Genomic DNA, 22663 nt, shown 5'->3' with positions numbered 1-22663 from the left:
GCCCTCGGCGGGGGAGGCAGTTGGCCTACTCGGGAGGACGCATGACGCAGCGTGGCAGGCACCGTCGCCGAAAAAGAGGACAGGCGCTGCGCGCCACCCTGGCAGGAACCGCGCTCGCGCTCACCGCGGCCGCCACCCTGATCAGCACCTCGCAGGCCACCGGCGCCAACAGCCCGGGCGACCTCACCGCGCTGCGCACCAGTGCCTCCTCGCAACTGCGCCTCCACGAGAACCTCACCTCCCGGGAGGCACTGGACACGCTCAGCGGGAACATGGGCGGCAACGTGGGCGTCGACGGAGTCCTGCGCGACGCCGACCGCTCGATGCGCAACACCGCCGACTGCTCGGCGGACGAGCGGGGCGCGCTTCCCGTCGAACCGACGGCCACCCGCGCGTACTGCTGGAACGACGCCGACGCGCGGACCTCTCAGTGGCACCCGCGTTCCGTGACCACCTCCGGTGACGCCGACGACGACGGCGCCTGGGGCGCGCACCAGGTGATCCTGGCCGGCTGGACCCACCGCGGCGGACAGGCGGCCGCGCCGGACCGGAACGAGGGGCTGGCCAGGATCGCGTTCGTCGACGCGACCGACCCGGACGCCCTGCGCTACCGCTGGGTCCTGCTGGTCGCCCCGCGCGCCGGCGGCAAGGACTTCACGGCGGTCCGCACCGGCCTCGGCGGCATGGTCTGGTACCAGGACAAGCTGATCGTCACCGCGGACCACGGCGACGGCCTGCTCGTCTTCGACCTGCACCGGCTGCTGCGGGCCGACGTGGACAGCGGCGCCGTGGGCCGGGTGGGCCACGGCTACTCCGCCGCCGGCTACCGCTACGTCCTGCCCGCCATCGGCTCGTACGACCCGGAGGGCGGCTCGTGCGCCCGGGGCCGTGACCACGCGGTCCCCTGTATCGGCTCGCTCTCCCTGGACCGTACGACCACCCCCGACAGCCTGGTCGCCACGGAGGCCGCGGGGGACCGTCCGGAGCGCACCCGCATCTGGCGGTACACGTTCAGCACCGCCGCCTACCGCACCGGACTGCTCGCCGACGCCCAGGGGCATGTGAACGCGGCCGAGGCCTGGACGACCAAGGGATCCGGGATCTCCGGCGCCCTCTCGCACCGGTCCCCGGGCGCCCGTGAGGCCCAGTGGTACGTCGGACGGCCGTCCGACGGCCGCGCGGGGCACGGGTCCCTGTGGCGCCAGAGCGAACACGGCGCCGAGGCCGCCACCTGCACCGCGGACCAGTCGCACGCCTGCTGGGGCCTCGGCACCGGGTCGCTCTCCTACTGGCAGCGGACCGGTGAGCTGTGGACGCTGACCGACGGGGCGGACCGCAGGGTGCTCTACGCCGTCCCGCTGTCGTCGGTCGACGGTTCGCTCGGATAGCGGGGCGGACCGCAGGGGCGAACCGTGGACGGCCGCCCGGGCTGTGGACGGCCCGCCCGGCCTGCGCGGCCCACGGATCGGCGCCCCGGACGGCCCGCCCGGCGGCCGGACCGTGGACGCCTTTGGAGCGGCGCCCGCACCCGTGATTCCCTGGCGGTCATGAGCGACATCAGTGTGACCACCTGGTCCCTGGAGCAGACGGCCCCGGCCGACCTGGTCCCCGCGAGCGCCCCCGAGGGGGATCTGCGGATCGTCCGCGCCGAGGTGCCCTCGCCCGAGTTCAGCCGCTTCCTGTACGCCTCGGTCGGCGGGGACATCCTCTGGACCGACCGGCTCGGCTGGACGTACGCGCAGTGGCAGGAGGCCCTCGCCCAGCCGGGCACGGAGACGTGGGTGGCCTACGACCGGGGGACGCCCGCGGGCTACGTCGAGCTCGGCGCCCAGGACGACGGGGTCGTGGAGATCGTCTACTTCGGGCTCCTCCCCGCCTTCCGCGGGCGCCGGATCGGGGGACACCTCCTGTCGTACGGCGTCGCGCGCGCCTGGGACCTGGCCGGACGCTGGCCGGGGCGGGCCGAGACGAAGCGGGTCTGGCTGCACACCTGCAGCAAGGACGGCGAGCACGCGATGGACAACTACCTGCGCCGCGGCTTCCGGCTCTTCGACACCAAGGTCGAGGAGGAGGCGGAGGCCGTCACCCCGGGTCCGTGGCCGGGCGCGTACACCGTCTGACCCGCTTTGTACCGTGACGCCCACGACTGCCGGCCCTCCTGACGGCGCCGCGCGAGGGCCGGTCATGTGATCGACAACACCCTTGTCCCGAGATTCGAGACAAGGGTGTCCACATACTGGATGACGGTGGACTGCCCCGAGATCCACGTGACACGCTTCCGTCATGTCTGGAACTGGAATTGCCTTGGTGAGTCGGCGGCACGTCGACCTCGGCCGCATGTCCAGCGCCATCTGTCCGGCGAGCTGATCAGCCCAGCAACGCCGACCCTCCCCTTTTTGCGACCCTTGCGCAGTGCTGCGCCCATTCTTCCGTATGCACCCGTATGCGCAGGTCAGAGCCGCAGATCAGACCTGCCCCGCAGTCTCGAAGGACGTATCAACCATGGCCGCCACCCCGCAGGACCCAGCCGTCGCGCCCCGCCGCAAGGTGAGCCGTCACCGCGGTGAGGGCCAGTGGGCCGTAGGTCACTTCACCCCGCTCAACGGCAACGAGCAGTTCAAGAAGGACGACGACGGTCTCAATGTGCGGACACGCATTGAGACGATCTACTCCAAGCGGGGCTTCGACTCGATCGACCCCAACGACCTGCGCGGCCGGATGCGCTGGTGGGGTCTCTACACCCAGCGCAAGCCCGGGATCGACGGCGGCAAGACCGCGATCCTGGAGCCGGAGGAGCTGGACGACAAGTTCTTCATGCTGCGGGTGCGCATCGACGGTGGCCGGCTGACCACCGAGCAGCTCCGTGTCATCGGCGAGATCTCGCAGGAGTTCGCGCGCGGCACCGCCGACCTCACCGACCGTCAGAACGTGCAGTACCACTGGATCCGCATCGAGGACGTCCCGGAGATCTGGGAGCGCCTGGAGGCCGTCGGCCTGTCCACGACCGAGGCCTGCGGCGACACGCCCCGCGTCATCCTCGGCTCGCCCGTCGCCGGCATCGCCGAGGACGAGATCATCGACGGCACCCCGGCCGTCGAGGAGATCCAGCGCCGGATCATCGGCAACAAGGACTTCTCGAACCTGCCCCGCAAGTTCAAGTCCGCGATCTCCGGCTCGCCGCTGCTCGACGTCGCCCACGAGATCAACGACGTCGCCTTCGTCGGTGTGAACCACCCGGAGCACGGCCCCGGCTTCGACCTGTGGGTCGGCGGCGGCCTGTCCACCAACCCGAAGATCGGCCAGCGCCTCGGCGCCTGGGTCCCGCTCGACGAGGTCGCGGACGTCTACGAGGGTGTCATCTCGATCTTCCGTGACTACGGCTACCGGCGGCTGCGCAACCGCGCCCGCCTGAAGTTCCTGCTCGCCGACTGGGGCGTGGAGAAGTTCCGCCAGGTCCTGGAGGACGAGTACCTCGAGCGCAAGCTGGTCGACGGCCCCGCCCCCGCCCAGCCCGTCGCCCGCTGGCGCGACCACGTCGGCGTGCACCGGCAGCAGGACGGCCGCTACTACGTCGGCTTCGCCCCGCGCGTCGGCCGCATCGACGGCGCCACCCTGACGAAGATCGCCGAGCTGGCGGAGGCGCACGGCTCGGGCCGGGTGCGCACCACCGTCGAGCAGAAGATGATCGTGCTCGACGTCGAGGAGGGGCAGGTCGACTCGCTCGTCGAGGGCCTGGAGGCGCTGGACCTGACCGCCCGGCCGTCCTCGTTCCGGCGCGGCACGATGGCCTGCACCGGCATCGAGTACTGCAAGCTCGCGATCGTCGAGACCAAGGCGCGCGGTGCTTCGCTGATCGACGAACTCGAGCGCCGCATCCCCGAGTTCGACGAGCCCATCACCATCAACATCAACGGCTGCCCCAACGCCTGCGCCCGTATCCAGGTCGCGGACATCGGTCTCAAGGGCCAGCTGGTCCTGAACGACGCGGGCGAGCAGGTCGAGGGCTACCAGGTGCACCTGGGCGGAGCGCTCGGCCTGGAGGCCGGATTCGGCCGCAAGGTCCGCGGTCTGAAGGTCACTTCGGACGAGCTGCCCGACTACATCGAGCGTGTCCTCAAGCGTTTCCAGGCGGAGCGCGAGGACGGCGAGCGCTTCGCCACCTGGGCCACGCGTGCCTCCGAGGAGGCGCTGTCGTGAGCGAGCGCGCGGCACCTTTCTACTGCCCCTACTGCGGAGACGAGGACCTGCGGCCCAGCGAAGAAGGCCACGGAGCGTGGGAATGCGCGGCGTGCAACCGAGCCTTCCAGCTGAAGTTCCTGGGACTGCTGTCCCGGGGCGTGAAGCAGGAAGAGCGTGGAGGGGCGGAGATATGACGGTCATTCAGCAGGAGCGCACGGACGACGACTTGAAGGTCCTGGCCGAGCAGGCGGGCCGCGACCTCGAGGACGCGTCCGCCCTGGAGATCCTCCGCTGGGCGGTGGACACCTTCGGCGCGAAGTTCTGCGTGACCTCCTCGATGGAGGACGCGGTGGTCGCTCATCTCGCGTCGCGCGCCCGGCCCGGTGTGGACGTGGTGTTCCTCGACACGGGCTACCACTTCCCGGAGACGATCGGCACGCGGGACGCGGTCGAGGCCGTGATGGACGTGCGTGTCATCACCCTGACCCCGCGGCAGAGCGTCGCCGAGCAGGACGCCGAGCACGGGCCGCGGCTCCACGACCGCGACCCGGACCTGTGCTGCAAGCTCCGCAAGGTCCAGCCGCTGGAACAGGGCCTGACGGACTATCAGGCCTGGGCGACCGGGCTGCGCCGCGACGAGTCCCCCACCCGGGCGAACACCCCGGTCGTCGGCTGGGACGAGAAGCGCCGCAAGGTCAAGGTCTCGCCGATCGCCCGCTGGACGCAGGACGACGTGGACGCGTACGTCGCCGAACACGGCGTACTGACCAACCCGTTGCTGATGGACGGCTACGCCTCCGTCGGCTGCGCCCCCTGCACCCGCCGGGTGCTGGAGGGCGAGGACGCGCGCGCCGGCCGCTGGGCGGGCCGCGCGAAGACCGAGTGCGGGCTGCACGGATGACCACGACCACGACGGACTCCGCGCCGGCCGCGGACCCCACGATCTCCCAGGAGCAGGAAGTGACGAGCGGAGCCACTGTCTGGCTCACCGGTCTGCCGAGCGCCGGCAAGACCACCATCGCCTACGAGCTGGCGGGCCGGCTGCGTGCGGAGGGCCACCGCGTCGAGGTGCTCGACGGCGACGAGATCCGCGAGTTCATCTCGGCGGGCCTCGGCTTCAGCCGCGCGGACCGGCACACCAACGTGCAGCGCATCGGCTTCCTCGCCGAACTGCTCGCCCGCAACGGCGTCAAGACGCTCGTCCCGGTCATCGCGCCCTACGCCGACAGCCGCGAGGCGGTGCGCGGGCGCCACGAGGAGAACGGGACGACGTACCTGGAGGTGCACGTGGCGACCCCGGTCGAGGTGTGCTCCGTACGCGATGTGAAGGGTCTGTACGCCAAGCAGGCCGCGGGGGAACTGACGGGGCTCACCGGGGTCGACGACCCCTACGAGGCGCCCGAATCGCCCGACCTGCGCATCGAGTCGCACACCCAGACCGTGCAGGAGTCCGCCGCCGCGCTGCACGCGCTGCTCACCGAGAAGGGTCTCGCATGACGACCGTCGCCAACGTCTCCGAAGAGACGGAGAGCAGCCCGTACGCGCTGTCGCACCTGGACGCGCTGGAGTCCGAGGCCGTCCACATCTTCCGGGAGGTGGCGGGCGAGTTCGAGCGGCCGGTGATCCTCTTCTCCGGCGGCAAGGACTCCATCGTCATGCTGCACCTGGCGCTGAAGGCGTTCGCCCCGGCGGCGGTCCCCTTCACGCTGCTGCACGTGGACACCGGGCACAACTTCCCCGAGGTGCTCGACTACCGCGACCGGACCGTGGAGCGCCACGGTCTGCGGCTGCACGTGGCCTCGGTGCAGGACTACATCGACCGCGGTGTGCTGCGCGAGCGCCCGGACGGCACCCGCAACCCGCTGCAGACCCTGCCGCTGACGGAGAAGATCCAGTCCGAGCGCTTCGACGCCGTGTTCGGCGGCGGACGCCGTGACGAGGAGAAGGCACGCGCCAAGGAGCGGGTGTTCTCGCTGCGCGACGAGTTCTCGCAGTGGGACCCGCGCCGCCAGCGCCCGGAGCTGTGGAACCTGTACAACGGCCGCCACGCGCCCGGAGAGCACGTCCGGGTGTTCCCGCTGTCCAACTGGACCGAGCTGGACGTGTGGCAGTACATCGCCCGCGAGGGCATCGAGCTGCCCGAGATCTACTTCGCGCACGAGCGTGAGGTCTTCCAGCGGTCGAACATGTGGCTGACCGCCGGTGAGTGGGGCGGTCCCAAGGACGGCGAGAGAGTCGAGAAGCGGCTCGTCCGCTACCGCACGGTGGGTGACATGTCCTGCACCGGCGCCGTCGACTCGGAGGCGACCACGCTGGACGCCGTGATCGCCGAGATCGCCGCCTCCCGGCTCACCGAACGGGGCGCGACCCGCGCTGACGACAAGATGTCCGAGGCCGCGATGGAAGACCGCAAGCGCGAGGGGTACTTCTAGACATGACCAGCACCACCGAACCCACCGAGCCCCTGTCGGTCGAACAGCTGTCGGCGACCACCCTGCTGCGGTTCGCGACCGCGGGCTCCGTCGACGACGGCAAGTCCACGCTCGTCGGACGACTGCTGCACGACTCGAAGTCGATCCTGACCGACCAGCTGGAGGCCGTCGAGCACGCCTCCCGCAACCGCGGCCAGGAGACCCCCGACCTCGCGCTGCTCACCGACGGCCTGCGGGCCGAGCGCGAGCAGGGCATCACCATCGACGTCGCCTACCGCTACTTCGCCACCGCGCGCCGCCGGTTCATCCTCGCCGACACCCCCGGCCACGTGCAGTACACCCGCAACATGGTCACCGGGGCCTCCACCGCGGACCTCGCCGTCGTGCTCGTCGACGCCCGCAACGGCGTCATCGAGCAGACCCGCCGGCACGCCGCCGTCGCCGCGCTGCTGCGCGTCCCGCACGTGGTGCTCGCCGTCAACAAGATGGACCTCGTCGCGTACGAGGAGTCCGTGTTCGCCGCGATCGCCGAGGAGTTCACGGCGTACGCCTCCGAGCTGGGCGTCCCCGAGATCACCGCGATCCCGATCTCGGCGCTCGCCGGTGACAACGTGGTGGAGCCCTCCGCGAACATGGACTGGTACGGCGGCCCGACCGTCCTGGAGCACCTGGAGACGGTTCCGGTCAGCCACGACCTGGCGCACTGCCACGCCCGGCTGCCCGTGCAGTACGTGATCCGCCCCCAGACCGCCGAGCACCCCGACTACCGCGGCTACGCCGGCCAGATCGCCGCCGGGTCGCTCCGCGTCGGCCAGGAGATCACCGTCCTGCCGTCCGGGCGCACCTCGACGATCTCCGGGATCGACCTGCTGGGCGAGCCGGTCGACATCGCGTGGACCCCGCAGTCGGTCACCGTCCTGCTGAAGGACGACATCGACATCTCCCGCGGTGACCTCCTCGTGCCGAGCAAGGACGCGCCCGCGACCACGCAGGACGTCGAGGCGACCGTCTGCCACGTCGCCGACGCCGCGCTCACCGTCGGCCACCGGGTGCTGCTCAAGCACGGCACCCGCACGGTCAAGGCGATCGTCAAGGACATCCCGTCCCGGCTCACCCTCGACGACCTCTCGCTGCACCCGCACCCGGGCCGGCTGGTCGCCAACGACATCGGCCGCGTCAAGATCCGCACCGCGGAGCCGCTCCCGCTCGACTCCTACGCGGACTCCCGCCGTACCGGCGCGTTCATCCTGATCGATCCCGCCGACGGCACCACCCTGACCGCGGGCATGGTCGGCGAGTCCTTCGCCGCGCCGCAGCCGGTCAAGGACGAGTCCGACGACGACGGTTGGGACTTCTGACATGAACCCCGTCGACATCTGGTCCACGTTCGCGAAGGAGGGCGGCCGCGTCGGCAGCGGCGCCCTCGGCAGCGGGCAGGGCGGAGTGGCGCGATGTGCGCGATGACGTACGCGCACTGCTTGCGCGCCCCGTCCCCCCACCCGACGTCCCGGTTACGACGAAGACCTGCCGACCTCCCGGCCACGACCTGAGAAAGGCGTGACCGCCGGGCCACCGAGAGGAAAACCTCCCGTGCCTGCCATCCGCTCCACGCGCACCAAGCTGCTCGGCCGCGGTATCGCCCTCGTCACCGCTCTTCCCCTCCTCGCCCTCGCCGCCTGCAGCTACGGCTCCGACGCGAAGGACGACAACGCCGCGGCCAAGGTCGCCGCCGGGTCGAAGAAGATCGACGGACTCGACTCCGTGAAGATCGGCTACTTCGGCAACCTGACGCACGCCACCGCGCTGGTCGGCAACCAGAAGGGCTTCTTCCAGAAGGAGCTCGGCGCCACCCAGGCGAAGTACCAGATCTTCAACGCCGGGCCCTCCGAGATCGAGGCGCTCAACTCGGGCTCCATCGACATCGGCTGGATCGGCCCCTCGCCCTCCATCAACGGCTTCACCAAGTCCGAGGGCAAGAACCTGCGGATCATCGGCGGTTCGGCCTCGGGCGGCGTCAAGCTCGTGGTGAACCCCAAGAAGATCAAGTCCCTGAAGGACGTCAAGGGCAAGAAGATCGCGACGCCGCAGCTCGGCAACACGCAGGACGTCGCGTTCCTCAACTGGGCGGCGGAGCAGGGCCTGAAGGTCGACGCGCAGAGCGGCAAGGGTGACGTGTCGGTCGTCCGCGTCGACAACAAGATCACTCCGGACGCCTACAAGTCCGGCTCCATCGACGGCGCCTGGGTGCCGGAGCCGACCGCGTCCAAGCTGGTCGCCGAGGGCGGCAAGGTGCTGCTCGACGAGTCGGACCTGTGGCCCGACAAGAAGTTCGTGATCACGAACATCATCGTGTCGCAGAAGTTCCTCAAGGAGCACCCGAAGGTCGTCGAGGCGGTCCTGAAGGGCTCCGTCGAGACGAACAAGTGGATCAACGCCAACCCGGACGACGCCAAGGCCGCCGCGAACAAGCAGCTGGAGGCCGACTCGGGCAAGGCTCTGCCGGCGAACGTCCTCGACCCGGCCTGGAAGTCCATCCAGATCACCGACGACCCGCTGGCCTCCACGCTGCACACCGAGGCGGACCACGCGGTGAAGGCCGGTCTCCTGGAGAACCCCGAGCTGACCGGCATCTATGACCTGACGCTCCTGAACAAGGTCCTGAAGGCCGCGGGCGAGAGCCCGGTCGACGACGCCGGTCTCGGCGTCAAGTAAGCCCGGATCCCGATGAGTTCCCAGGAGGTGACGACCATGGCAACGACGCTCGCCAAGGCCGCCGACGGCGCCGACACGACCGAGTACGCCGCCCGCATCGAGCACGTCTCGAAGTCCTTCACCGGACCCGCGGGACCCCAGCTCGTCCTCGACGACATCACCCTCGATGTCGCGCCGGGCGAGTTCGTCACCCTCCTGGGGGCCTCGGGGTGCGGCAAGTCCACACTGCTGAACCTGGTCGCGGGGCTGGACAAGCCCTCGGCCGGCACCATATCGACCAACGGGCGCCCCGCTCTGATGTTCCAGGAGCACGCCCTGTTCCCGTGGCTGACCGCGGGCAAGAACATCGAACTCGCCCTGCGGCTCAGGGGAGTTCCGAAGGCCGGGCGGCGCGAGCGGGCCGAGGAGCTGCTCGAGCTCGTCCGGCTGAAGGGCGCGTACGGCAAGCGGGTGCACGAGCTGTCCGGCGGTATGCGCCAGCGCGTGGCGATGGCCAGGGCGCTCGCCCAGGACAGCCAGATCCTGCTGATGGACGAGCCGTTCGCGGCGCTGGACGCGATCACCCGGGACGTGCTGCACGACGAACTGACGCGCATCTGGCGCGAGACGGGACTGTCCGTCCTCTTCGTCACGCACAACGTCCGCGAGGCCGTCCGGCTCGCCCAGCGGGTGGTCCTGCTGTCCTCCCGCCCGGGGCGCGTCGCCCGCGAGTGGCGGGTGGACATCCCGCAGCCGCGCCGTATCGAGGACGCCCCCGTGGCGGAACTGTCCATCGAGATCACCGAAGAACTGCGTGGGGAGATCCGCCGTCATGGCCAGCACTGAGACGAAGTCCGACGCGGCCGTCGGGGACCACGAGGAGCTGGGCGGACTCGAGGCGGGCCTCGACGCGCTGGAGTCCTCCGTGGCCGGCCGCAGCTCCTTCGGTACGACGTTCCGGCAGAAGGTGCTGCCGCCGCTGGTCGCGTTCGTGATCGTCCTGGCGGCCTGGCAGGCACTGATCACCTTCAAGATCGTCGACGACCCGACCAAGCTGCCCTCGCCGTCCGACGTCTGGGCCGAGGTCAAGAACGCCTGGCTCCAGGGCACGCTGCTCGACTACATCTGGACCAGCGTCTCGCGCGGTCTGCTCGGCTTCCTGTTCGCCCTGGTCATCGGCACCCCGCTGGGCCTGCTGGTGGCCCGGGTGAAGTTCGTGCGCGCGGCGATCGGCCCGATCCTGTCGGGTCTGCAGTCCCTGCCCTCGGTGGCGTGGGTGCCGCCGGCGGTGATCTGGCTGGGCCTGAACAACTCGATGATGTACGCGGTGATCCTGCTCGGCGCGGTCCCCTCGATCGCCAACGGGCTGGTGTCGGGCGTGGACCAGGTGCCGCCGCTGTTCCTGCGGGCGGGCCGCACGATGGGCGCGACGGGCCTGCGCGGGACCTGGCACATCGTGATGCCGGCCGCGCTGCCCGGCTATCTCGCCGGTCTGAAGCAGGGCTGGGCCTTCTCCTGGCGCTCCCTGATGGCCGCGGAGATCATCGCGTCCTCCCCCGACCTCGGCGTGGGCCTCGGCCAGCTGCTGGAGAACGGCCGCAACGCCAGCTCCATGCCGCTGGTCTTCCTCGCCATCTTCCTCATCCTGTTCGTCGGCATCGCCATCGACCTGATCGTCTTCAGCCCGGTGGAGCGGTGGGTGCTGCGCAGCCGCGGACTCCTGGTGAAGGGCTGACCCCGCCATGAGCAGGCCCGAGCGCTCCGTCCTCGTCGTCATCGCCCACGGCAGCCGCGATCCGCGGCACGCCGCGACGGTGCACGCCCTGGTGCGACGGGTGCGCGCCCAGCGCCCGGGCCTGCGGGTGGAGACCGGGTTCCTCGACTTCAACGTCCCCTCCGTGCAGGGGGTGCTGGAGTCCCTGGCGGCCGAGGGGGTGCGCGACGTGGTGGCGCTGCCGCTGCTGCTGACCCGCGCCTTCCACGCCAAGTCGGACATCCCGGCGGTGCTGCGCGAGGCACCGTCGCGACTGCGGATCCGGCAGGCCGAGGTGCTCGGCCCGTCCCCGCTGCTGACGGCCGCGCTCGAACGCCGTCTGTACGAGGCCGGGCTGACGCCGGCCGACAAGTCCCGGACCGGGGTCGTCCTGGCCTCGGCGGGATCCACCGACCCGGAGGCGATCGCAGTGATCGCAGAAATCGCGCGGGAGTGGCGGCACACCGGCTGGTGCGCCGTGCGGCCTGCGTTCGCCTCCGCATCCCTTCCCCGCACCGAGGACGCCGTCCGCGAACTGCGCGCCCTCGGCTGCGAACGCGTCGCCGTCGCCCCGTACGTCCTGGCCCCCGGTTTCCTGCCGGACCGTATCGCCCGGGGCGCCGCCGGGGCGGACGTGCTCGCCGACGTCCTCGGTCCCGCGCCGGAGGTCGCGCGGGTCCTGCTGGACCGCTACGACGAGGCGCGGATGCCGTCCCTGTCCGCGATCGGCGCCTGACCTTCGCACGGCACCCGCTCCCGGTCCGGTCCGGTCAGTCGAAGGAGAGCCCTCCGGTCCGGGTCCGCTTGAGCTCGAAGAAGTCGGGGTGGGCGGCGAGGACACGGAAGCTGTCGAAGAGTTCGGCGGCCTTCTCGCCGCGTGGAACGGCCCGGAGCACGGGGCCGAACCACACCGTCCCGTCGACATGGAGGGTGGGCGTGCCCACATAGGCGCCGGAGTCCGCCTCGGTCCCGGCGTCGTGGCTGCGGCGCACCGCCTCGTCGTACGAGGGGTCGTGGGCCGCGTCGGCGAGGGCGGCCGGGAGTCCGAGCTCGGCGAGCGCCTCGGCGGTCACCGCGTCGAAGTCCTTCATCCCGCGCTGGTGGATGCGGGTGCCGAGGGCGGTGTAGAGATCGCGCAGCACCTTCTCGCCGTGCGCCTCGGCCGCGGCCACCGCGACCCGTACCGGGCCGATGGACCGGTCCACCAGGTCCCGGTACCAGTCGGGCAGTTCGTTGCCGGTGTTGTGCAGATACAGGCTCATCGCGTGGAACCGGAGGTCGAGCGGGCGGCTCCGTTCGACCTCCAGGATCCAGCGCGAGGTGATCCAGGCGAAGGGGCAGGCGGGGTCGAACCAGAAGTCGACGCGGGTGGGCGATGTGGTCGTCATACCGTCGAGGCTAATGACAGGGTGGCCTGGAATCCCGGCCCAATCGGGCGCGGAAATCATGGGCCACTTCCCCGGCTGGGCCCCGGCCTCACCACCTGCGCCCCCGGCCCCCGGCCTCACAGCCCGCGCCTCGGCCCCGGCCCCCGCACCGCCCGGCCGGCCGCACGGCCCGCCCCCGGTCCGGCAGCCCGTGCCTCGCCCTCGGGCCCGGCCTAGGTCCCGCCCCGGTCGCGCGGCCCGTGAGCGGCTACACCGTGGCCCGGCGCGGATCCCGGCCGCTGTGGGCGAGGGCGCGGTCGAAGGCGGGAGCGTCCTCGGGGACGTCCACCGGGTCGGCGAAGCCGTCGTAGCGGCGGTAGAGCTCGGCGTGGGTGTCCACCACGTCCAGGACGAACCGGGCGGCACCGTCCGAGACGCGGAACGTGCCTCCCGTGGCCACGGCGACGTCCCAGCCGTGCACCGCCATCTCCTTGACGATCATCGAGGCGATGTCCGCCGCGGGCATCTTCGCCGTTCCGAGCTCGACCTCGCCGTCCCACACGGCGGGGTCGTCCCAGGCCTCGACCGCGCGGTCGAGCTGCTCGGCGTAGGCCTCGGCCCAGCCGGGTCCGGCCGTGAAGTCGCGCGCGGTCAGCTCCTCGGGGAGCTGCTTGCGCAGGGCCCGGTGCTCCAGGCCGTGCGAGGTGTAGAGGACCCAGTGGTTGACCAGGGTGCGGACGTCCCAGTCCGTGCAGTACGAGGGACCGGACAGCTGGGCCGTCGTGACACCGCGGGCCACCCGGGCGGCCTCGGCGGCGCATTCGACCATGTGCGGATACACGTTCTTGTACGCATCGTTCATGGCCTCCACGCTACGGACGCGGGGCCCGCCTCTCTTGAACAAACGCGACAGCCTAGACGGGGCCGTACAGCGTGCCCTGGTGGAAGTAGAGGAGCCAGTCGTCCCCCAGTCGCCGCCACAGTGAACTCCGATGTGCCCGGCGGCCGTTGCTGTCGGTGTCGAAGGTCAGATGGACCAGGTCGGGAGCGAGCTGCACCCCCTTCATGCGAGAGGTCGTGATCCGGCCGCCGTCCTCCATCCCGTCGGCCAGTGACGCGACGGTCGAGGCCCGGTCCCAGACGTGGCCGGACGCTCCGAACTCGCGGAAGTCGGGGTGCAGCAGCGCGGCGACGAGGTCCGGCGAGCGGCGGACCGTCGGATCGAGCAGGCGCAGTTCGCTCTCGACGGCGGCCTCGACGGCGGCATTGCGCTCAAGCACCGGTCAGCTCCTCCAGTTTGACGACGGTGTTCCAGTTCCGTGAGGTGGCGAGGACACCCTTGAGCAGCCTGGGCTTCGCCAGGGCCTCCGCCAGCTTGGAACGGCCGAGGCCGTCGGGCGCGTAGAGGTACAGGACGCGGTCGCCGAGGCGGAACTCCTCGGGGAGGAAGGACGCGGGCTCGACGGAGGCGAAGCGCTCGGCGTCGACGGGGTGCGAGAAGTAGGTGACGTGCAGCTGCCTGGCCTCCAGCTCCGCGGCCGGGAACGGGCAGGCCTCCCGTACGGCCCGCAGATAGGCGTGATCGCGGACGAGCACGCCGACACCGAAGCCGAAGTGCTTCTCGATCGCCCCGGACAGCTCCTCGGCGAGGGACTCCTCGTCGCCGTCGCTGCTGAACACCGCGTTGCCGCTCTGCAGATAGGTGCGGACGTCGCCGTACCCGAGTCCCTCCATCAGGGTGCGCAGCTCGGCCATCGGCACCTTCTTCGCACCGCCCACGTTGATGCCGCGCAACAGCGCCGCGTACGTCGTCGTCATCCGCCCACCATAGGCCGGGCGCCGCGCCCCCACGGAGTGGGCGCGGCGGCCGTATCGCGGGGAGCCGTCCGCCGGTCCCGCGGGCCGGGCCGTCCCTGAGCAGCGTCCCCGAGAAGTGCCGATACGTGTAAGGGGCTTCTGTCCTCCCCAGTGCGGAGAGCACGGGGTCCGCGGGGAGGAGCGGGAGGCACGGCGGTTCACCGGACAGTACGAGGAGAGGGGCTTATCGGGCCCATACCTTCGATACGGAAGGTGGCGGCAGGGGGCTGTCACCGTGCTCAAGGGGGCAGGCCCGTCATGGGGAACGCAGACACACGGGTGCGCGGCATCGCCGCGCGAGCAGGCGGCTGGAGCGCCCGCCACCGATGGGCGGCCGTCGGAATCTGGGTGCTGTTCGTCGTCCTGGCGATGGGCCTCGGCTCCGCGGCGGGCCGTGTCGACGTCAAGGAGAGCGACCAGCTCAAGGGCGAGACGCACACCGCGGCCAAGATCATCGAGGACGCCGGCATCAAGGAACCGGCCGGCGAGACCGTTCTGATCCAGGCGAGGGACGCGGGCACCAAGGCCACCGACACCGAGTTCAGGAGCGCGGTCTCCGCGGTCGTCGAGGCGGTCGGCGCCACCGGAAGGGTCACCGACGTGACCTCGCCGTACGACACGAAGACGATCTCGAAGGACGGCCGCAGCGCGCTCGTCCAGTTCGACATGCGCGGCGACGCGGACACGGCGGGCGACCGCGTCGCACCCGTGCTGGACGCCGTCAAGGGCGTGCAGAAGGACCACGCCGGGCTGCGGATCGAGGAGATCGGCGGCGCGAGCATGAAGAAGCAGTACGACGACGCGTTCGGCGACGACTTCCAGAAGGCCGAGCTCTCCGCCGTCCCCGTGGCGCTGGGCATCCTGCTGATCGCGTTCGGCGCGCTGGTGGCGGCACTGCTCCCGGTCGCGCTCGCGGTCACCGCCATCATGGCGACGATGGGCCTGATGGGCATCGTCAGCCATCTGATGCCGATGAGCGACACGGCCAACTCCGTGATGCTGCTGGTGGGCCTGGCCGTCGGCGTCGACTACTGCCTGTTCTACCTGCGCCGGGAGCGCGAGGAGCGCGAGGCGGGCCGTGACGCCGGTACGGCGCTGCGGATCGCCGCCGCGACCAGTGGCCGCGCCATCATCGTCTCCGGCGTCACCGTGTGCGTGGCGATGGCGGGCATGCTGTTCACCGGGCTCGCCGAGTTCGAGGCGATGGGCCTGGCCTCGCTGATGGTCGTCGCCGTCGCCATGGTCGGCTCGGTCACCGTGCTGCCCGCACTGCTCTCCCTGCTCGGCGACCGCGTCGAGAAGGGCCGCATCCCGTTCCTGCACCGGGCCAAGCGGCGCGCCGCGAGCGCCGGCCGGAGCAACCGCCGTCCGGCCGACGAGGGCAGCCGGTTCTGGGGCGCCGTTCTGCGCGTGGTGCTCGCCAGGCCCGCCGTCTCCCTGATCGTCGCGACGGGCGCGCTGCTCGCCATCGCCGCCCCGGCGCTCGGCATGAAGACCCAGCAGCTCACCCTGGACAAGGAGTTCGGCAACTCGCTGTCGATCGTCGGCACGTACAACCGGGTCAACGAGGCCTTCCCCGGCGGCTCCGAGCCGGCCGAGGTGGTCGTCAAGGCGCGGGACATCAACGCCGCCGACGTGAAGGCGGCGCTCGCCGACTTCCGTGCCGAGGCGGTCAGTTCGGGCGCCTCGCGCGGTCCGGTCGACATCAAGGTGCACGCGGAGCACAACGTCGCCTTCGTCTTCGTCCCGCTGGTCGGCGGCTCCGACCAGGCCAGGGCGGAGAAGAGCCTGGCGCTCCTGCGCGACACGGTGCGCCCGCGGACCCTGGGCAAGGTCGACGGTCTGCAGGCGCCCGTCACCGGACAGGTCGCGGGGTCGCACGACTTCAACGACCAGCTGATCGGCTCGGTGACCCCGGTGTTCGCCTTCGTGGTCGTGTTCGCCTTCGTCCTGATGCTGCTCTCCTTCCGCTCCCTGACGATCGCGGTCACCTCGATCATGCTCAACCTCCTCTCGGTGGCGGCCGCCTACGGCATCCTGGTCGCGGTCTTCCAGCACGGCTGGGGCGCGTCGCTGGTGGGCGCGGCGGGCGTCGGCGCCATCGTCACCTGGCTGCCGCTGTTCCTCTTCGTGATCCTCTTCGGGCTCTCGATGGACTACCACGTGTTCGTGGTGTCCCGGATCCGTGAGGCACGGCTGCGGGGCCGCAGCACCAAGGACGCGATCCGGCACGGTGTGGTCACCACGGCCGGTGTCGTCACCAGCGCCGCCGTCATCATGGTCGCCGTCTTCGCGATCTTCGGAACGCTGTCCATGCAGTCCATGAAGCAGATGGGTGTGGGCCTGGCGGCCGCGGTGCTCATCGACGCGACGATCATCCGGGGTGTCCTGCTCCCCGCGGTGATGGCGCTGCTCGGCGAGCGCAACTGGTACCTGCCGAAGTGGCTGAACCGGATGCCCGACCTCACCCACGACGAGGCCCCCGAGGCCGTCGCGACGCCGCTGCCGCGGGGCGAGCGGGCCGGGGTGTAACCGCCACGGCCTCGCGCGCCGAGGGCCTGTCGCCCCCTCCTCCCGGAGGGGGCGACAGGCCCTTCGCCGTTCCGACGTGCGGGAATGGGAGACTGGCCGATGGACGGGATGCACTCGGAGCCGTTACGGGCGAGAACACGGAGACGGACGATGGACGAGGCACGGGCGCGGGACGTACTGGCCGCGGCGAAGGTACTGCCGGGGCCGGCGCGGGACGCGTCGCTCCTCGCCCTCGGCGAGAACGCGGTGTTCGGAGCCGGTGACCTGGTCGTCAAGGTGGGGCGCGACGCGGAACTCCACGACCGGGCGCGCCGGGAACTGGCCGTCGCCGCATGGCTCGCCGACTCGGGCGTCCCCGCGGTACGGGCCGCGGAACCGGAGGCGCTGCTGGTCGACGGGTATCCCGTGACGGTGTGGCACCGGCTGCCCGATGCCGTCCGCCCCGCGGAACCCGGTGATCTGGCCGGACTGCTGCGGGTGGTGCACGCGCTGCCCTCCCCCTCCTTCGCGCTGCCGCCCCGGGAGCTCCTGGGCGGCGTGGAACGCTGGCTGCGTCTGGCGGGCGACGCCATCGCCCCGGCGGACGCGGCGTATCTCCGGGAGCGCCGCGACGGCTTCGCCGCGGCGGCGGCCGCGCTCATCCCGCAGCTGCCGCCGGGTCCGATCCACGGCGACGCGCTGCCCCGCAACGTCCATGTCGGCCCGGACGGCCCGGTCCTGGTCGACCTGGAGACCTTCTCCGCGGATCTGCGGGAGCACGACCTGGTGGTCATGGCCCTGTCCCGCGACCGCTACGGTCTTCCCGCCGAGGCCTACGACTCCTTCACCGAGACGTACGGCTGGGACGTGCGGGCGTGGGAGGGCTGCTCGGTGCTCCGGGGCGCCCGCGAGACCGCCAGCTGCGCCTGGGTCGCCCAGCACGCGCCGACGAACCCCGAGGCGCTGGCCGAGTTCGAACGCCGGGTGGCGTCACTGCGGGACGGCGACGAGACGGTGCGCTGGTACCCGTTCTGACCTGACGCGGGTGCCCGCCGGGACAAAGTGGTCCGCCCGGGGCAGCCGGGATGCCGCGTGCCCGCCAGGGGCCGCCCGGATGCCCGGTGTTCGTCCAGGGCCCGTCCGAATACCGGTGTCCGCCCACGGTCACCCGGATGCCGGGGCCCGCCCCGGACCAGCCGAAGGCCGGATGCGTGCCAGGGACCGCCCGGAGGCCGGAGGCCCGCCCGGGACAACCGGGATGCCGCGTGCCCGCCAGGGGCCGTCTGAATGCCCGGTGTCCGCCCGGAGCACCCCCGGACGTCGAGGCCCGCTCCGGACCGCCCGGAGACCGGATGCCCGCCCGGGGCCGCCGGGATGCCGCGTGCCCGCCAAGGGCGCCCGCATCGCGCCGGGCACCCGGGGGCGGGAGAGCCCGAGGCCACCCGACGGGCCCGCGCCCCGAGCCCCGCTCGGGTCAGACCCGTTCGTCCGCCAGGTCCCGCAGCGGCCAGGTCCCGTCCACCACCGCGTCCGCCTCGCCCTTGCGGCGCAGGAAGGACTGGAAGTCCGCCGCCCACTCCGCGTACCACTCGATCTGCCGGCGGTGCAGCTCGACGGGACCGAGGGCCGCGACCTTGGGGTGGCGGCCGGCTATCGCGCAGGCGAGCCGGGCGGCGGCGAGGGCGTCGGCCGAGGCGTCGTGGGCGGAGTCCAGGACCACCCCGTACTCCGTGCAGACCGCCTCCAGGTTGCGCTTGCCCCGGCGGTAGCGGTCGACGGAGCGGTCGATCGTGTACGGGTCGATGACCGGAGCCGGGTCGATGCCGCCGAGCCGTTCGCCCAGCGACGGCAGTCCGTGGCGCCGCAGCTCGGCGGAGAGCAGCGTGAGGTCGAAGGCCGCGTTGTACGCGACGACCGGGACGCCGGTGCGCCAGTAGGTGACGAGGACGTCCGCGATGGCGTCGGCGACCTCGTCCGCGGGACGGCCCTCGGCCGTCGCCCGTTCATTGGTGATGCCGTGCACCGCCACCGCGTCGACCGGGATCTCCACGCCCGGATCGGCCAGCCATTCGCGGCGGCCCAGCGGCTCTCCGTCCCTGACCTCTATCACGGCTCCCGTGACGATGCGCGAGGTGCGCGGATCGGTCCCGGTCGTCTCCAGGTCGAAGCCGATCAGCAGCTCCCGGTGCCAGCCCATGGGCGGCCCCCCTTCTTCGTGGTGCTTTCCCCCAGTGGTCTCCACGATCGCACGGGCCACTGACAATCCGGGGACCGCGTTCCACCGGGCCGGAGGGAGGACCTTTCAGGACACCGGCCGCGAATCGACCCAAGCCGCCTCGAATTCTTCACGATAGGTGGGGAAAAGTCCCTCTTCACCGATTTCGTCCGGTTTGAGTACTCGGCTTCCGCCGCGCAGCACCAGGACCGGCGCCTCCATGCCCCGCGTGCGGCGCAGATAGGACTGCACGACCGCGATGCCGTCCGAGCCGTCCCCGTCGACGAGGTACGCGGAGAAGCGGGGCGTCTCGTCGTACACCTGGATCTCGAAGGCGCCCGGGTCGCGCAGCCGGGACCGCACACGCCGCATGTGCAGGATGTTCATCTCGACCGAACGGCTCAACTCGCCGCGTCTCATGCCGAGTTCACGCTCGCGCCGCTTGACCGCGCTGGACGCGGGATTCAGGAACAGCAGTCGGGTGCGGCAGCCGGACTCGGCGAGACGGACCAGTCTGCGCCCGGAGAAGTTCTGCACCAGCAGATTCAGGCCGATGCCGACCGCGTCGAGCCGACGGGCTCCGCCGAAGAGGTCCTCGGCGGGGAACTGGCGCAGCAGCCGCACCCGGTCGGAGTGCACACCGACGACATCGGCGTAGCGGTCGCCCACGAGGTCCTCGACGGCGTCCACGGGCAGCCGGCGGGCGGAGGGCACGTCGCTCCCGGCGCCGAGGATCTCCAGGAGCTTCGCCGCGGCCCGCTCGGCCTGGTTCAGGACGGCCTCGGACAGGGCGCGGTTGCGTGACACGACGTTGCGGGTCACTTCCAGTTCGTCCAGGGCGAGTTCGACGTCCCTGCGTTCGTCGAAATAGGGCTCGAAGCACGGCCAGTGCTGCACCATCAGCTCGCGCAGCTGCGGCAGCGTGAGGAAGCTCAGCACGTTGTCGTCGGCCGGGTCGAGCAAGTACCCCTTGCGACGGCTGACTTCACGCACGGCGACCGCGCGCTGCACCCATTCCTGTCCGGCCGGTCCCGCGGCGGCGACCACCCAGTCGTCGCCGTGGACGGGCTCGTAGATGGGCCGGAGAACAGCGGCCACGACCGCGCGCAGCCGCTGTTCGACCAGGTTCAGCCAGATGTAGGCGCGCCCGGCCCGCTGGGCGCGCGTACGCACCTCGCGCCAGGCGTCGGCGCCCCAGTCCAGTTCCGGTCCAATGGATCCCATTTCCATCGGCCGCGCCAGGGACACCGCGCCGGGTGGGACATCTGTGGAGTTCCCCTCGTGACCCTCGTCACCAGGAGGCAGCTCCAGCCCTCCCGAGCCCACCCACGCACCGCCTTCCGCTCCCCCGAGCACTCCCCGGGGTCAAGCCCCAATCAACGATCAAGGAAGGGTACTCCGGGAGCGGCGAGCGGTGCAGCCCGATGGACAGGTCGTTTCCCAACTACCTAGGTTCGACATGCCCGTTCTGGTCCGCCAGCTCCGGAGGAGTGAGCGGATTCATAGCGGTGACGTCACGCGGGGCGATGGAGAATCCCTGCCAGTGGACCGGCATGGGCTGCTGGTCCTCGTCCCGGGCGATGTGGTGGAAACCCACGTTGACCCAGACCACGGGGTGGGTGAGCGTCTGCCCGTCGACGTACTTGTCGACGGATTTGCCGTGTCCGGCACCGCAGTTGCGCAGGTTGTCGCTGGCGAACTGCTCGCACTTGTTGTACTCGGTGAAGTAGACGTCGTGCTTGGTGAAGGCGTGACCGAGGTACTTGGTGGTCGCGCCCGGGACGATCTCGTACGAGCGGGCGTGATTGTCCTTGTTCTTGCCGGAGTTGCTGACGACCCGCCACCAGCGCATGTTCTTGGCGTCGCCGGCGAGTTCCTTGCCGACCTTGGTGACCGTGGTCTTGTTGCTGGGGGCCTCCTGGCCCTGCGCGGGCGGGCTGACCACGGAGTCGTACTGCTCGATCTTCGCCTTGGACGAGCCGTCCAGGCCGAAGTTGAGCCGCCAGAAGATGTTGTGGCTGTGGCTCGTGGCGTAGTCCTTGGCACCCTTGCCGAGCGGCCAGCCGCGGCCGTCGCCGGCGTCGTAGTCACCGGGCGAGAGGCTGCCGGTGGCGCCGACGTTCATGTTGATCGTGCCGTCGTCCTGGAACCGCCACTCGGTGATGTACTCGTACCAGCCCACCTTGTTGACGGTGTAGATCAGCAGGTCCTTGCCCTGCTTCTGGAAGACCTTGTTCCCGGTGTCGGCCTCCATCCGGTAGGCGTGACCGCGTGAACGGGTCGTGGTGCACAGGCCCTTGACGTTCGCGTGGCTCGGGTCCCAGGCGTCGGGGACCTTGACCGTCTTGATGGCACCGCCGGGACACTCGGCCGGGACCATGTCGACCAGCCCCTGTCCGAAGCCGGCGCCGGTCAGGTCGCTGTACTCGACCGAACCGTCGTCGTAGGGGACGTCGATCTGGGCGAGCTTGGCGGTGCTGAGGACCTTGATCGGGGCGGCCTCGCCGGGGGGCTGGTAGGAGATGTTCTCCAGGACGAGCCCGGCCTCGCTCTCGTAGTGCCAGCACATCCGCCAGGTGGTGCCGGTGGAGAGCTTCTGTTCGATCTGGAACGCGGAGCTGCACGCGGGCGCCGGTGCGGGCGCGGACCTGGGCTGGGCGACGGCCGGTCCCGCGGCCGTCGTCGCTCCGGCGGCCAGGGCGAGCGCCGAAAGACCCACGGCCGCCCGGCTGCGGGCCTGGCTGTTTCTGTTGACGCGCATGAAGAGATGACTCCTTGCGGAAAGCGGTGAAGGTGGGAAGGGCAGAAGGGCGGCGCTCAGCCGAGCTTGCCGACCTTGCGGGCGCTCAGGTCGATCACCAGGTCACGGCTGTCGATCCAGGGCCCGTTCTTGACCTTCGGGAAGAGCCGGACGCACCGGTGCTCGCCGCAGGCGCCGAGGGCGGCGGGCTGGGCACCGGGGGTGGCGCGGTAGACCATGCTGTTGAGCATCAGCTGGTCGGGCGAGGTGAGTTCCTTGCCGGTCGCGTCCTTGAAGTCGGCCTTGAGGCCCGCGCCGAGCGGATCGGCGATCAGCAGCTTGGCGGCCTCGGTCATCTCGTCCCGGCTGATCGGCGGCTGCACGCCGTGCTGGACGCCCGTCTGCTCGACCTTCCCGGTGTCGAGGTCGACGGTCTTGGTGACGAGCGTGTCGTCCTTGTAGTCGTAGAACGTGATGTCGGCCCGGCGCGGCGCGTTCGGGTTGTCCAGATCGGCCGTATCGGGTTCGGCCAGGTCGACTCCGATGCGCTGCGGTCCGCGCGCGCCCTCGACGTTCTCGCTGGAGTCGAAGAGCTGCCGGTTCACCGCGATCCGTTCGGCGCGCCGCATCTCGTCGTCGGTCAGCGGGTCACGGCCCTTGCCCTTCTGCCCCTCGGCGGGCGCCCGCTCGACGACTCCGGGCCGTACGACGCCGCCCTGGGCGTCCTGACCCTCCTGCGCCGCCTGCGCGGCCTTGTCGGCCCGGAGTCCCCCGCCGGATTCCTCGGCCCCCGCCGACCCCGGAAGGGTGACACCGATCATCACGGCCGTCCCGGCCACCGCGATGGCCGCACCCGCCACCACCTTGCCCAGATGGCGGTGCACTATCTTGCGCACATTTCCCCCTACTCCCCCTACA

General features: G+C 71.1%; 23 protein-coding genes. 15 read left to right on the top strand and 8 right to left on the bottom strand.

Features of this window, described 5'->3' with window-relative positions:
* Window positions 1–41: 41 nt before the first annotated feature.
* The 13 genes from ACH4S8_RS14940 to ACH4S8_RS14880 all read left to right on the top strand — a co-directional run bounded on the left by ACH4S8_RS14940 (window position 42) and on the right by ACH4S8_RS14880 (window position 11791).
* Window positions 42–1388 (top strand): hypothetical protein, encoded by a 1347-nt coding sequence (locus tag ACH4S8_RS14940; protein ID WP_398393780.1) that lies wholly within the window; start codon window positions 42–44, stop codon window positions 1386–1388.
* 159 nt (window positions 1389–1547) lie between these two features.
* Window positions 1548–2120 carry a GNAT family N-acetyltransferase gene (locus ACH4S8_RS14935; protein ID WP_398393778.1) on the top strand — a complete coding sequence of 191 codons (573 nt, stop codon included), beginning with the start codon at window positions 1548–1550 and terminating at the stop codon, window positions 2118–2120.
* 163 nt (window positions 2121–2283) lie between these two features.
* Window positions 2284–2367 (top strand): putative leader peptide, encoded by an 84-nt coding sequence (locus tag ACH4S8_RS14930; protein ID WP_309486338.1) that lies wholly within the window; start codon window positions 2284–2286, stop codon window positions 2365–2367.
* Window positions 2368–2502: 135 nt separating this feature from the next.
* Complete coding sequence (locus ACH4S8_RS14925; protein WP_398393776.1) at window positions 2503–4197, top strand: nitrite/sulfite reductase; 1695 nt, start codon at window positions 2503–2505, stop codon at window positions 4195–4197.
* Window positions 4194–4373 carry a hypothetical protein gene (locus ACH4S8_RS14920; RefSeq protein ID WP_398393774.1) on the top strand — a complete coding sequence of 60 codons (180 nt, stop codon included), beginning with the start codon at window positions 4194–4196 and terminating at the stop codon, window positions 4371–4373. Before ACH4S8_RS14925 ends, ACH4S8_RS14920 begins: the two co-directional genes overlap by 4 nt.
* On the top strand, window positions 4370–5080 hold the full coding sequence (locus ACH4S8_RS14915) for a phosphoadenylyl-sulfate reductase (protein ID WP_398393772.1): 711 nt from the start codon (window positions 4370–4372) through the stop codon (window positions 5078–5080). Before ACH4S8_RS14920 ends, ACH4S8_RS14915 begins: the two co-directional genes overlap by 4 nt.
* Before the next feature lie 59 nt (window positions 5081–5139).
* Window positions 5140–5676, top strand: coding sequence for an adenylyl-sulfate kinase (gene cysC, locus ACH4S8_RS14910; RefSeq protein ID WP_398394110.1), 537 nt, complete (start codon window positions 5140–5142; stop codon window positions 5674–5676).
* A complete protein-coding gene (gene cysD, locus ACH4S8_RS14905) occupies window positions 5673–6611 on the top strand; it encodes a sulfate adenylyltransferase subunit CysD (protein WP_398393770.1) in 939 nt (312 codons plus the stop codon). The genes cysC and cysD overlap by 4 nt, the downstream gene beginning before the upstream one ends.
* A 2-nt stretch (window positions 6612–6613) precedes the next feature.
* Window positions 6614–7969 carry a sulfate adenylyltransferase subunit 1 gene (locus ACH4S8_RS14900; protein ID WP_398393768.1) on the top strand — a complete coding sequence of 452 codons (1356 nt, stop codon included), beginning with the start codon at window positions 6614–6616 and terminating at the stop codon, window positions 7967–7969.
* Window positions 7970–8201: 232 nt separating this feature from the next.
* Window positions 8202–9323, top strand: a complete 1122-nt coding sequence (locus ACH4S8_RS14895) for an aliphatic sulfonate ABC transporter substrate-binding protein (protein WP_398393766.1) — start codon at window positions 8202–8204, stop codon at window positions 9321–9323.
* Between the two features lie 36 nt (window positions 9324–9359).
* Entirely contained in the window at window positions 9360–10148 is a 789-nt protein-coding gene (locus ACH4S8_RS14890; RefSeq protein WP_398393764.1) for an ABC transporter ATP-binding protein, read from the top strand.
* Window positions 10135–11037, top strand: a complete 903-nt coding sequence (locus ACH4S8_RS14885) for an ABC transporter permease (RefSeq protein ID WP_398393762.1) — start codon at window positions 10135–10137, stop codon at window positions 11035–11037. Before ACH4S8_RS14890 ends, ACH4S8_RS14885 begins: the two co-directional genes overlap by 14 nt.
* Window positions 11038–11044: 7 nt before the next feature.
* A complete protein-coding gene (locus ACH4S8_RS14880; RefSeq protein WP_398393760.1) occupies window positions 11045–11791 on the top strand; it encodes a sirohydrochlorin chelatase in 747 nt (248 codons plus the stop codon).
* A 34-nt stretch (window positions 11792–11825) separates the two neighbouring features.
* On the opposite strand, the gene ACH4S8_RS14875 is transcribed toward ACH4S8_RS14880, so the two are convergent.
* The 4 genes from ACH4S8_RS14875 to ACH4S8_RS14860 form a co-directional block, all read right to left on the bottom strand.
* Window positions 11826–12443 carry a DsbA family protein gene (locus tag ACH4S8_RS14875; protein ID WP_398393758.1) on the bottom strand — a complete coding sequence of 206 codons (618 nt, stop codon included), beginning with the start codon at window positions 12441–12443 and terminating at the stop codon, window positions 11826–11828.
* Between the two features lie 247 nt (window positions 12444–12690).
* A complete protein-coding gene (locus ACH4S8_RS14870; protein ID WP_398393756.1) occupies window positions 12691–13284 on the bottom strand; it encodes a TIGR03086 family metal-binding protein in 594 nt (197 codons plus the stop codon).
* Window positions 13285–13336: 52 nt separating this feature from the next.
* Window positions 13337–13702 carry a DUF4440 domain-containing protein gene (locus ACH4S8_RS14865; RefSeq protein ID WP_398393754.1) on the bottom strand — a complete coding sequence of 122 codons (366 nt, stop codon included), beginning with the start codon at window positions 13700–13702 and terminating at the stop codon, window positions 13337–13339.
* Window positions 13695–14240, bottom strand: coding sequence for a DUF1697 domain-containing protein (locus ACH4S8_RS14860; protein WP_398393752.1), 546 nt, complete (start codon window positions 14238–14240; stop codon window positions 13695–13697). Before ACH4S8_RS14860 ends, ACH4S8_RS14865 begins: the two co-directional genes overlap by 8 nt.
* A 297-nt stretch (window positions 14241–14537) precedes the next feature.
* Between ACH4S8_RS14860 and ACH4S8_RS14855 the strand changes: the two genes are divergently transcribed.
* Together ACH4S8_RS14855 and ACH4S8_RS14850 are read left to right on the top strand one after the other, a co-directional pair.
* Window positions 14538–16811, top strand: coding sequence for an MMPL family transporter (locus ACH4S8_RS14855; protein ID WP_398393750.1), 2274 nt, complete (start codon window positions 14538–14540; stop codon window positions 16809–16811).
* Window positions 16812–16961: 150 nt separating this feature from the next.
* Entirely contained in the window at window positions 16962–17825 is an 864-nt protein-coding gene (locus ACH4S8_RS14850; protein ID WP_398393748.1) for a phosphotransferase enzyme family protein, read from the top strand.
* Window positions 17826–18264: 439 nt separating this feature from the next.
* Here the strand turns inward: ACH4S8_RS14850 and ACH4S8_RS14845 are convergent, their stop codons facing one another.
* From ACH4S8_RS14845 to ACH4S8_RS14830, 4 genes are all read right to left on the bottom strand, one after another.
* Window positions 18265–18987, bottom strand: coding sequence for a 3'-5' exonuclease (locus ACH4S8_RS14845; RefSeq protein WP_398393746.1), 723 nt, complete (start codon window positions 18985–18987; stop codon window positions 18265–18267).
* A 105-nt stretch (window positions 18988–19092) separates the two neighbouring features.
* On the bottom strand, window positions 19093–20331 hold the full coding sequence (locus tag ACH4S8_RS14840; RefSeq protein WP_398393744.1) for an SAV2148 family HEPN domain-containing protein: 1239 nt from the start codon (window positions 20329–20331) through the stop codon (window positions 19093–19095).
* Between the two features lie 118 nt (window positions 20332–20449).
* Window positions 20450–21766: a copper amine oxidase gene (locus ACH4S8_RS14835; RefSeq protein WP_398393742.1), complete on the bottom strand. Its 1317-nt coding sequence runs from the start codon at window positions 21764–21766 to the stop codon at window positions 20450–20452.
* 56 nt (window positions 21767–21822) lie between these two features.
* On the bottom strand, window positions 21823–22641 hold the full coding sequence (locus tag ACH4S8_RS14830; protein WP_398393740.1) for a Tat pathway signal sequence domain protein: 819 nt from the start codon (window positions 22639–22641) through the stop codon (window positions 21823–21825).
* Window positions 22642–22663: the final 22 nt, after the last annotated feature.

The organism is Streptomyces sp. NPDC021080 (assembly GCF_044333225.1).
Taxonomy (GTDB): domain Bacteria; phylum Actinomycetota; class Actinomycetes; order Streptomycetales; family Streptomycetaceae; genus Streptomyces.
Note: the sequence above shows the minus strand (reverse complement) of the source record. Positions and strands in the feature narration are given on the sequence as shown.

What these genes read in the sequence shown, in the direction of transcription:
- ACH4S8_RS14940 (WP_398393780.1), top strand. Translation starts at nt 42, where the DNA reads ATGACGCAGCGTGGCAGGCACCGTCGCCGAAAAAGAGGACAGGCGCTG.
- ACH4S8_RS14935 (WP_398393778.1), top strand. Translation starts at nt 1,548, where the DNA reads ATGAGCGACATCAGTGTGACCACCTGGTCCCTGGAGCAGACGGCCCCG.
- ACH4S8_RS14930 (WP_309486338.1), top strand. Translation starts at nt 2,284, where the DNA reads ATGTCTGGAACTGGAATTGCCTTGGTGAGTCGGCGGCACGTCGACCTC.
- ACH4S8_RS14925 (WP_398393776.1), top strand. Translation starts at nt 2,503, where the DNA reads ATGGCCGCCACCCCGCAGGACCCAGCCGTCGCGCCCCGCCGCAAGGTG.
- ACH4S8_RS14915 (WP_398393772.1), top strand. Translation starts at nt 4,370, where the DNA reads ATGACGGTCATTCAGCAGGAGCGCACGGACGACGACTTGAAGGTCCTG.
- cysD (WP_398393770.1), top strand. Translation starts at nt 5,673, where the DNA reads ATGACGACCGTCGCCAACGTCTCCGAAGAGACGGAGAGCAGCCCGTAC.
- ACH4S8_RS14900 (WP_398393768.1), top strand. Translation starts at nt 6,614, where the DNA reads ATGACCAGCACCACCGAACCCACCGAGCCCCTGTCGGTCGAACAGCTG.
- ACH4S8_RS14890 (WP_398393764.1), top strand. Translation starts at nt 9,360, where the DNA reads ATGGCAACGACGCTCGCCAAGGCCGCCGACGGCGCCGACACGACCGAG.
- ACH4S8_RS14885 (WP_398393762.1), top strand. Translation starts at nt 10,135, where the DNA reads ATGGCCAGCACTGAGACGAAGTCCGACGCGGCCGTCGGGGACCACGAG.
- ACH4S8_RS14880 (WP_398393760.1), top strand. Translation starts at nt 11,045, where the DNA reads ATGAGCAGGCCCGAGCGCTCCGTCCTCGTCGTCATCGCCCACGGCAGC.
- ACH4S8_RS14875 (WP_398393758.1), bottom strand. Translation starts at nt 12,443, where the DNA reads ATGACGACCACATCGCCCACCCGCGTCGACTTCTGGTTCGACCCCGCC.
- ACH4S8_RS14870 (WP_398393756.1), bottom strand. Translation starts at nt 13,284, where the DNA reads ATGAACGATGCGTACAAGAACGTGTATCCGCACATGGTCGAATGCGCC.
- ACH4S8_RS14860 (WP_398393752.1), bottom strand. Translation starts at nt 14,240, where the DNA reads ATGACGACGACGTACGCGGCGCTGTTGCGCGGCATCAACGTGGGCGGT.
- ACH4S8_RS14855 (WP_398393750.1), top strand. Translation starts at nt 14,538, where the DNA reads ATGGGGAACGCAGACACACGGGTGCGCGGCATCGCCGCGCGAGCAGGC.
- ACH4S8_RS14850 (WP_398393748.1), top strand. Translation starts at nt 16,962, where the DNA reads ATGGACGAGGCACGGGCGCGGGACGTACTGGCCGCGGCGAAGGTACTG.
- ACH4S8_RS14845 (WP_398393746.1), bottom strand. Translation starts at nt 18,987, where the DNA reads ATGGGCTGGCACCGGGAGCTGCTGATCGGCTTCGACCTGGAGACGACC.
- ACH4S8_RS14835 (WP_398393742.1), bottom strand. Translation starts at nt 21,766, where the DNA reads ATGCGCGTCAACAGAAACAGCCAGGCCCGCAGCCGGGCGGCCGTGGGT.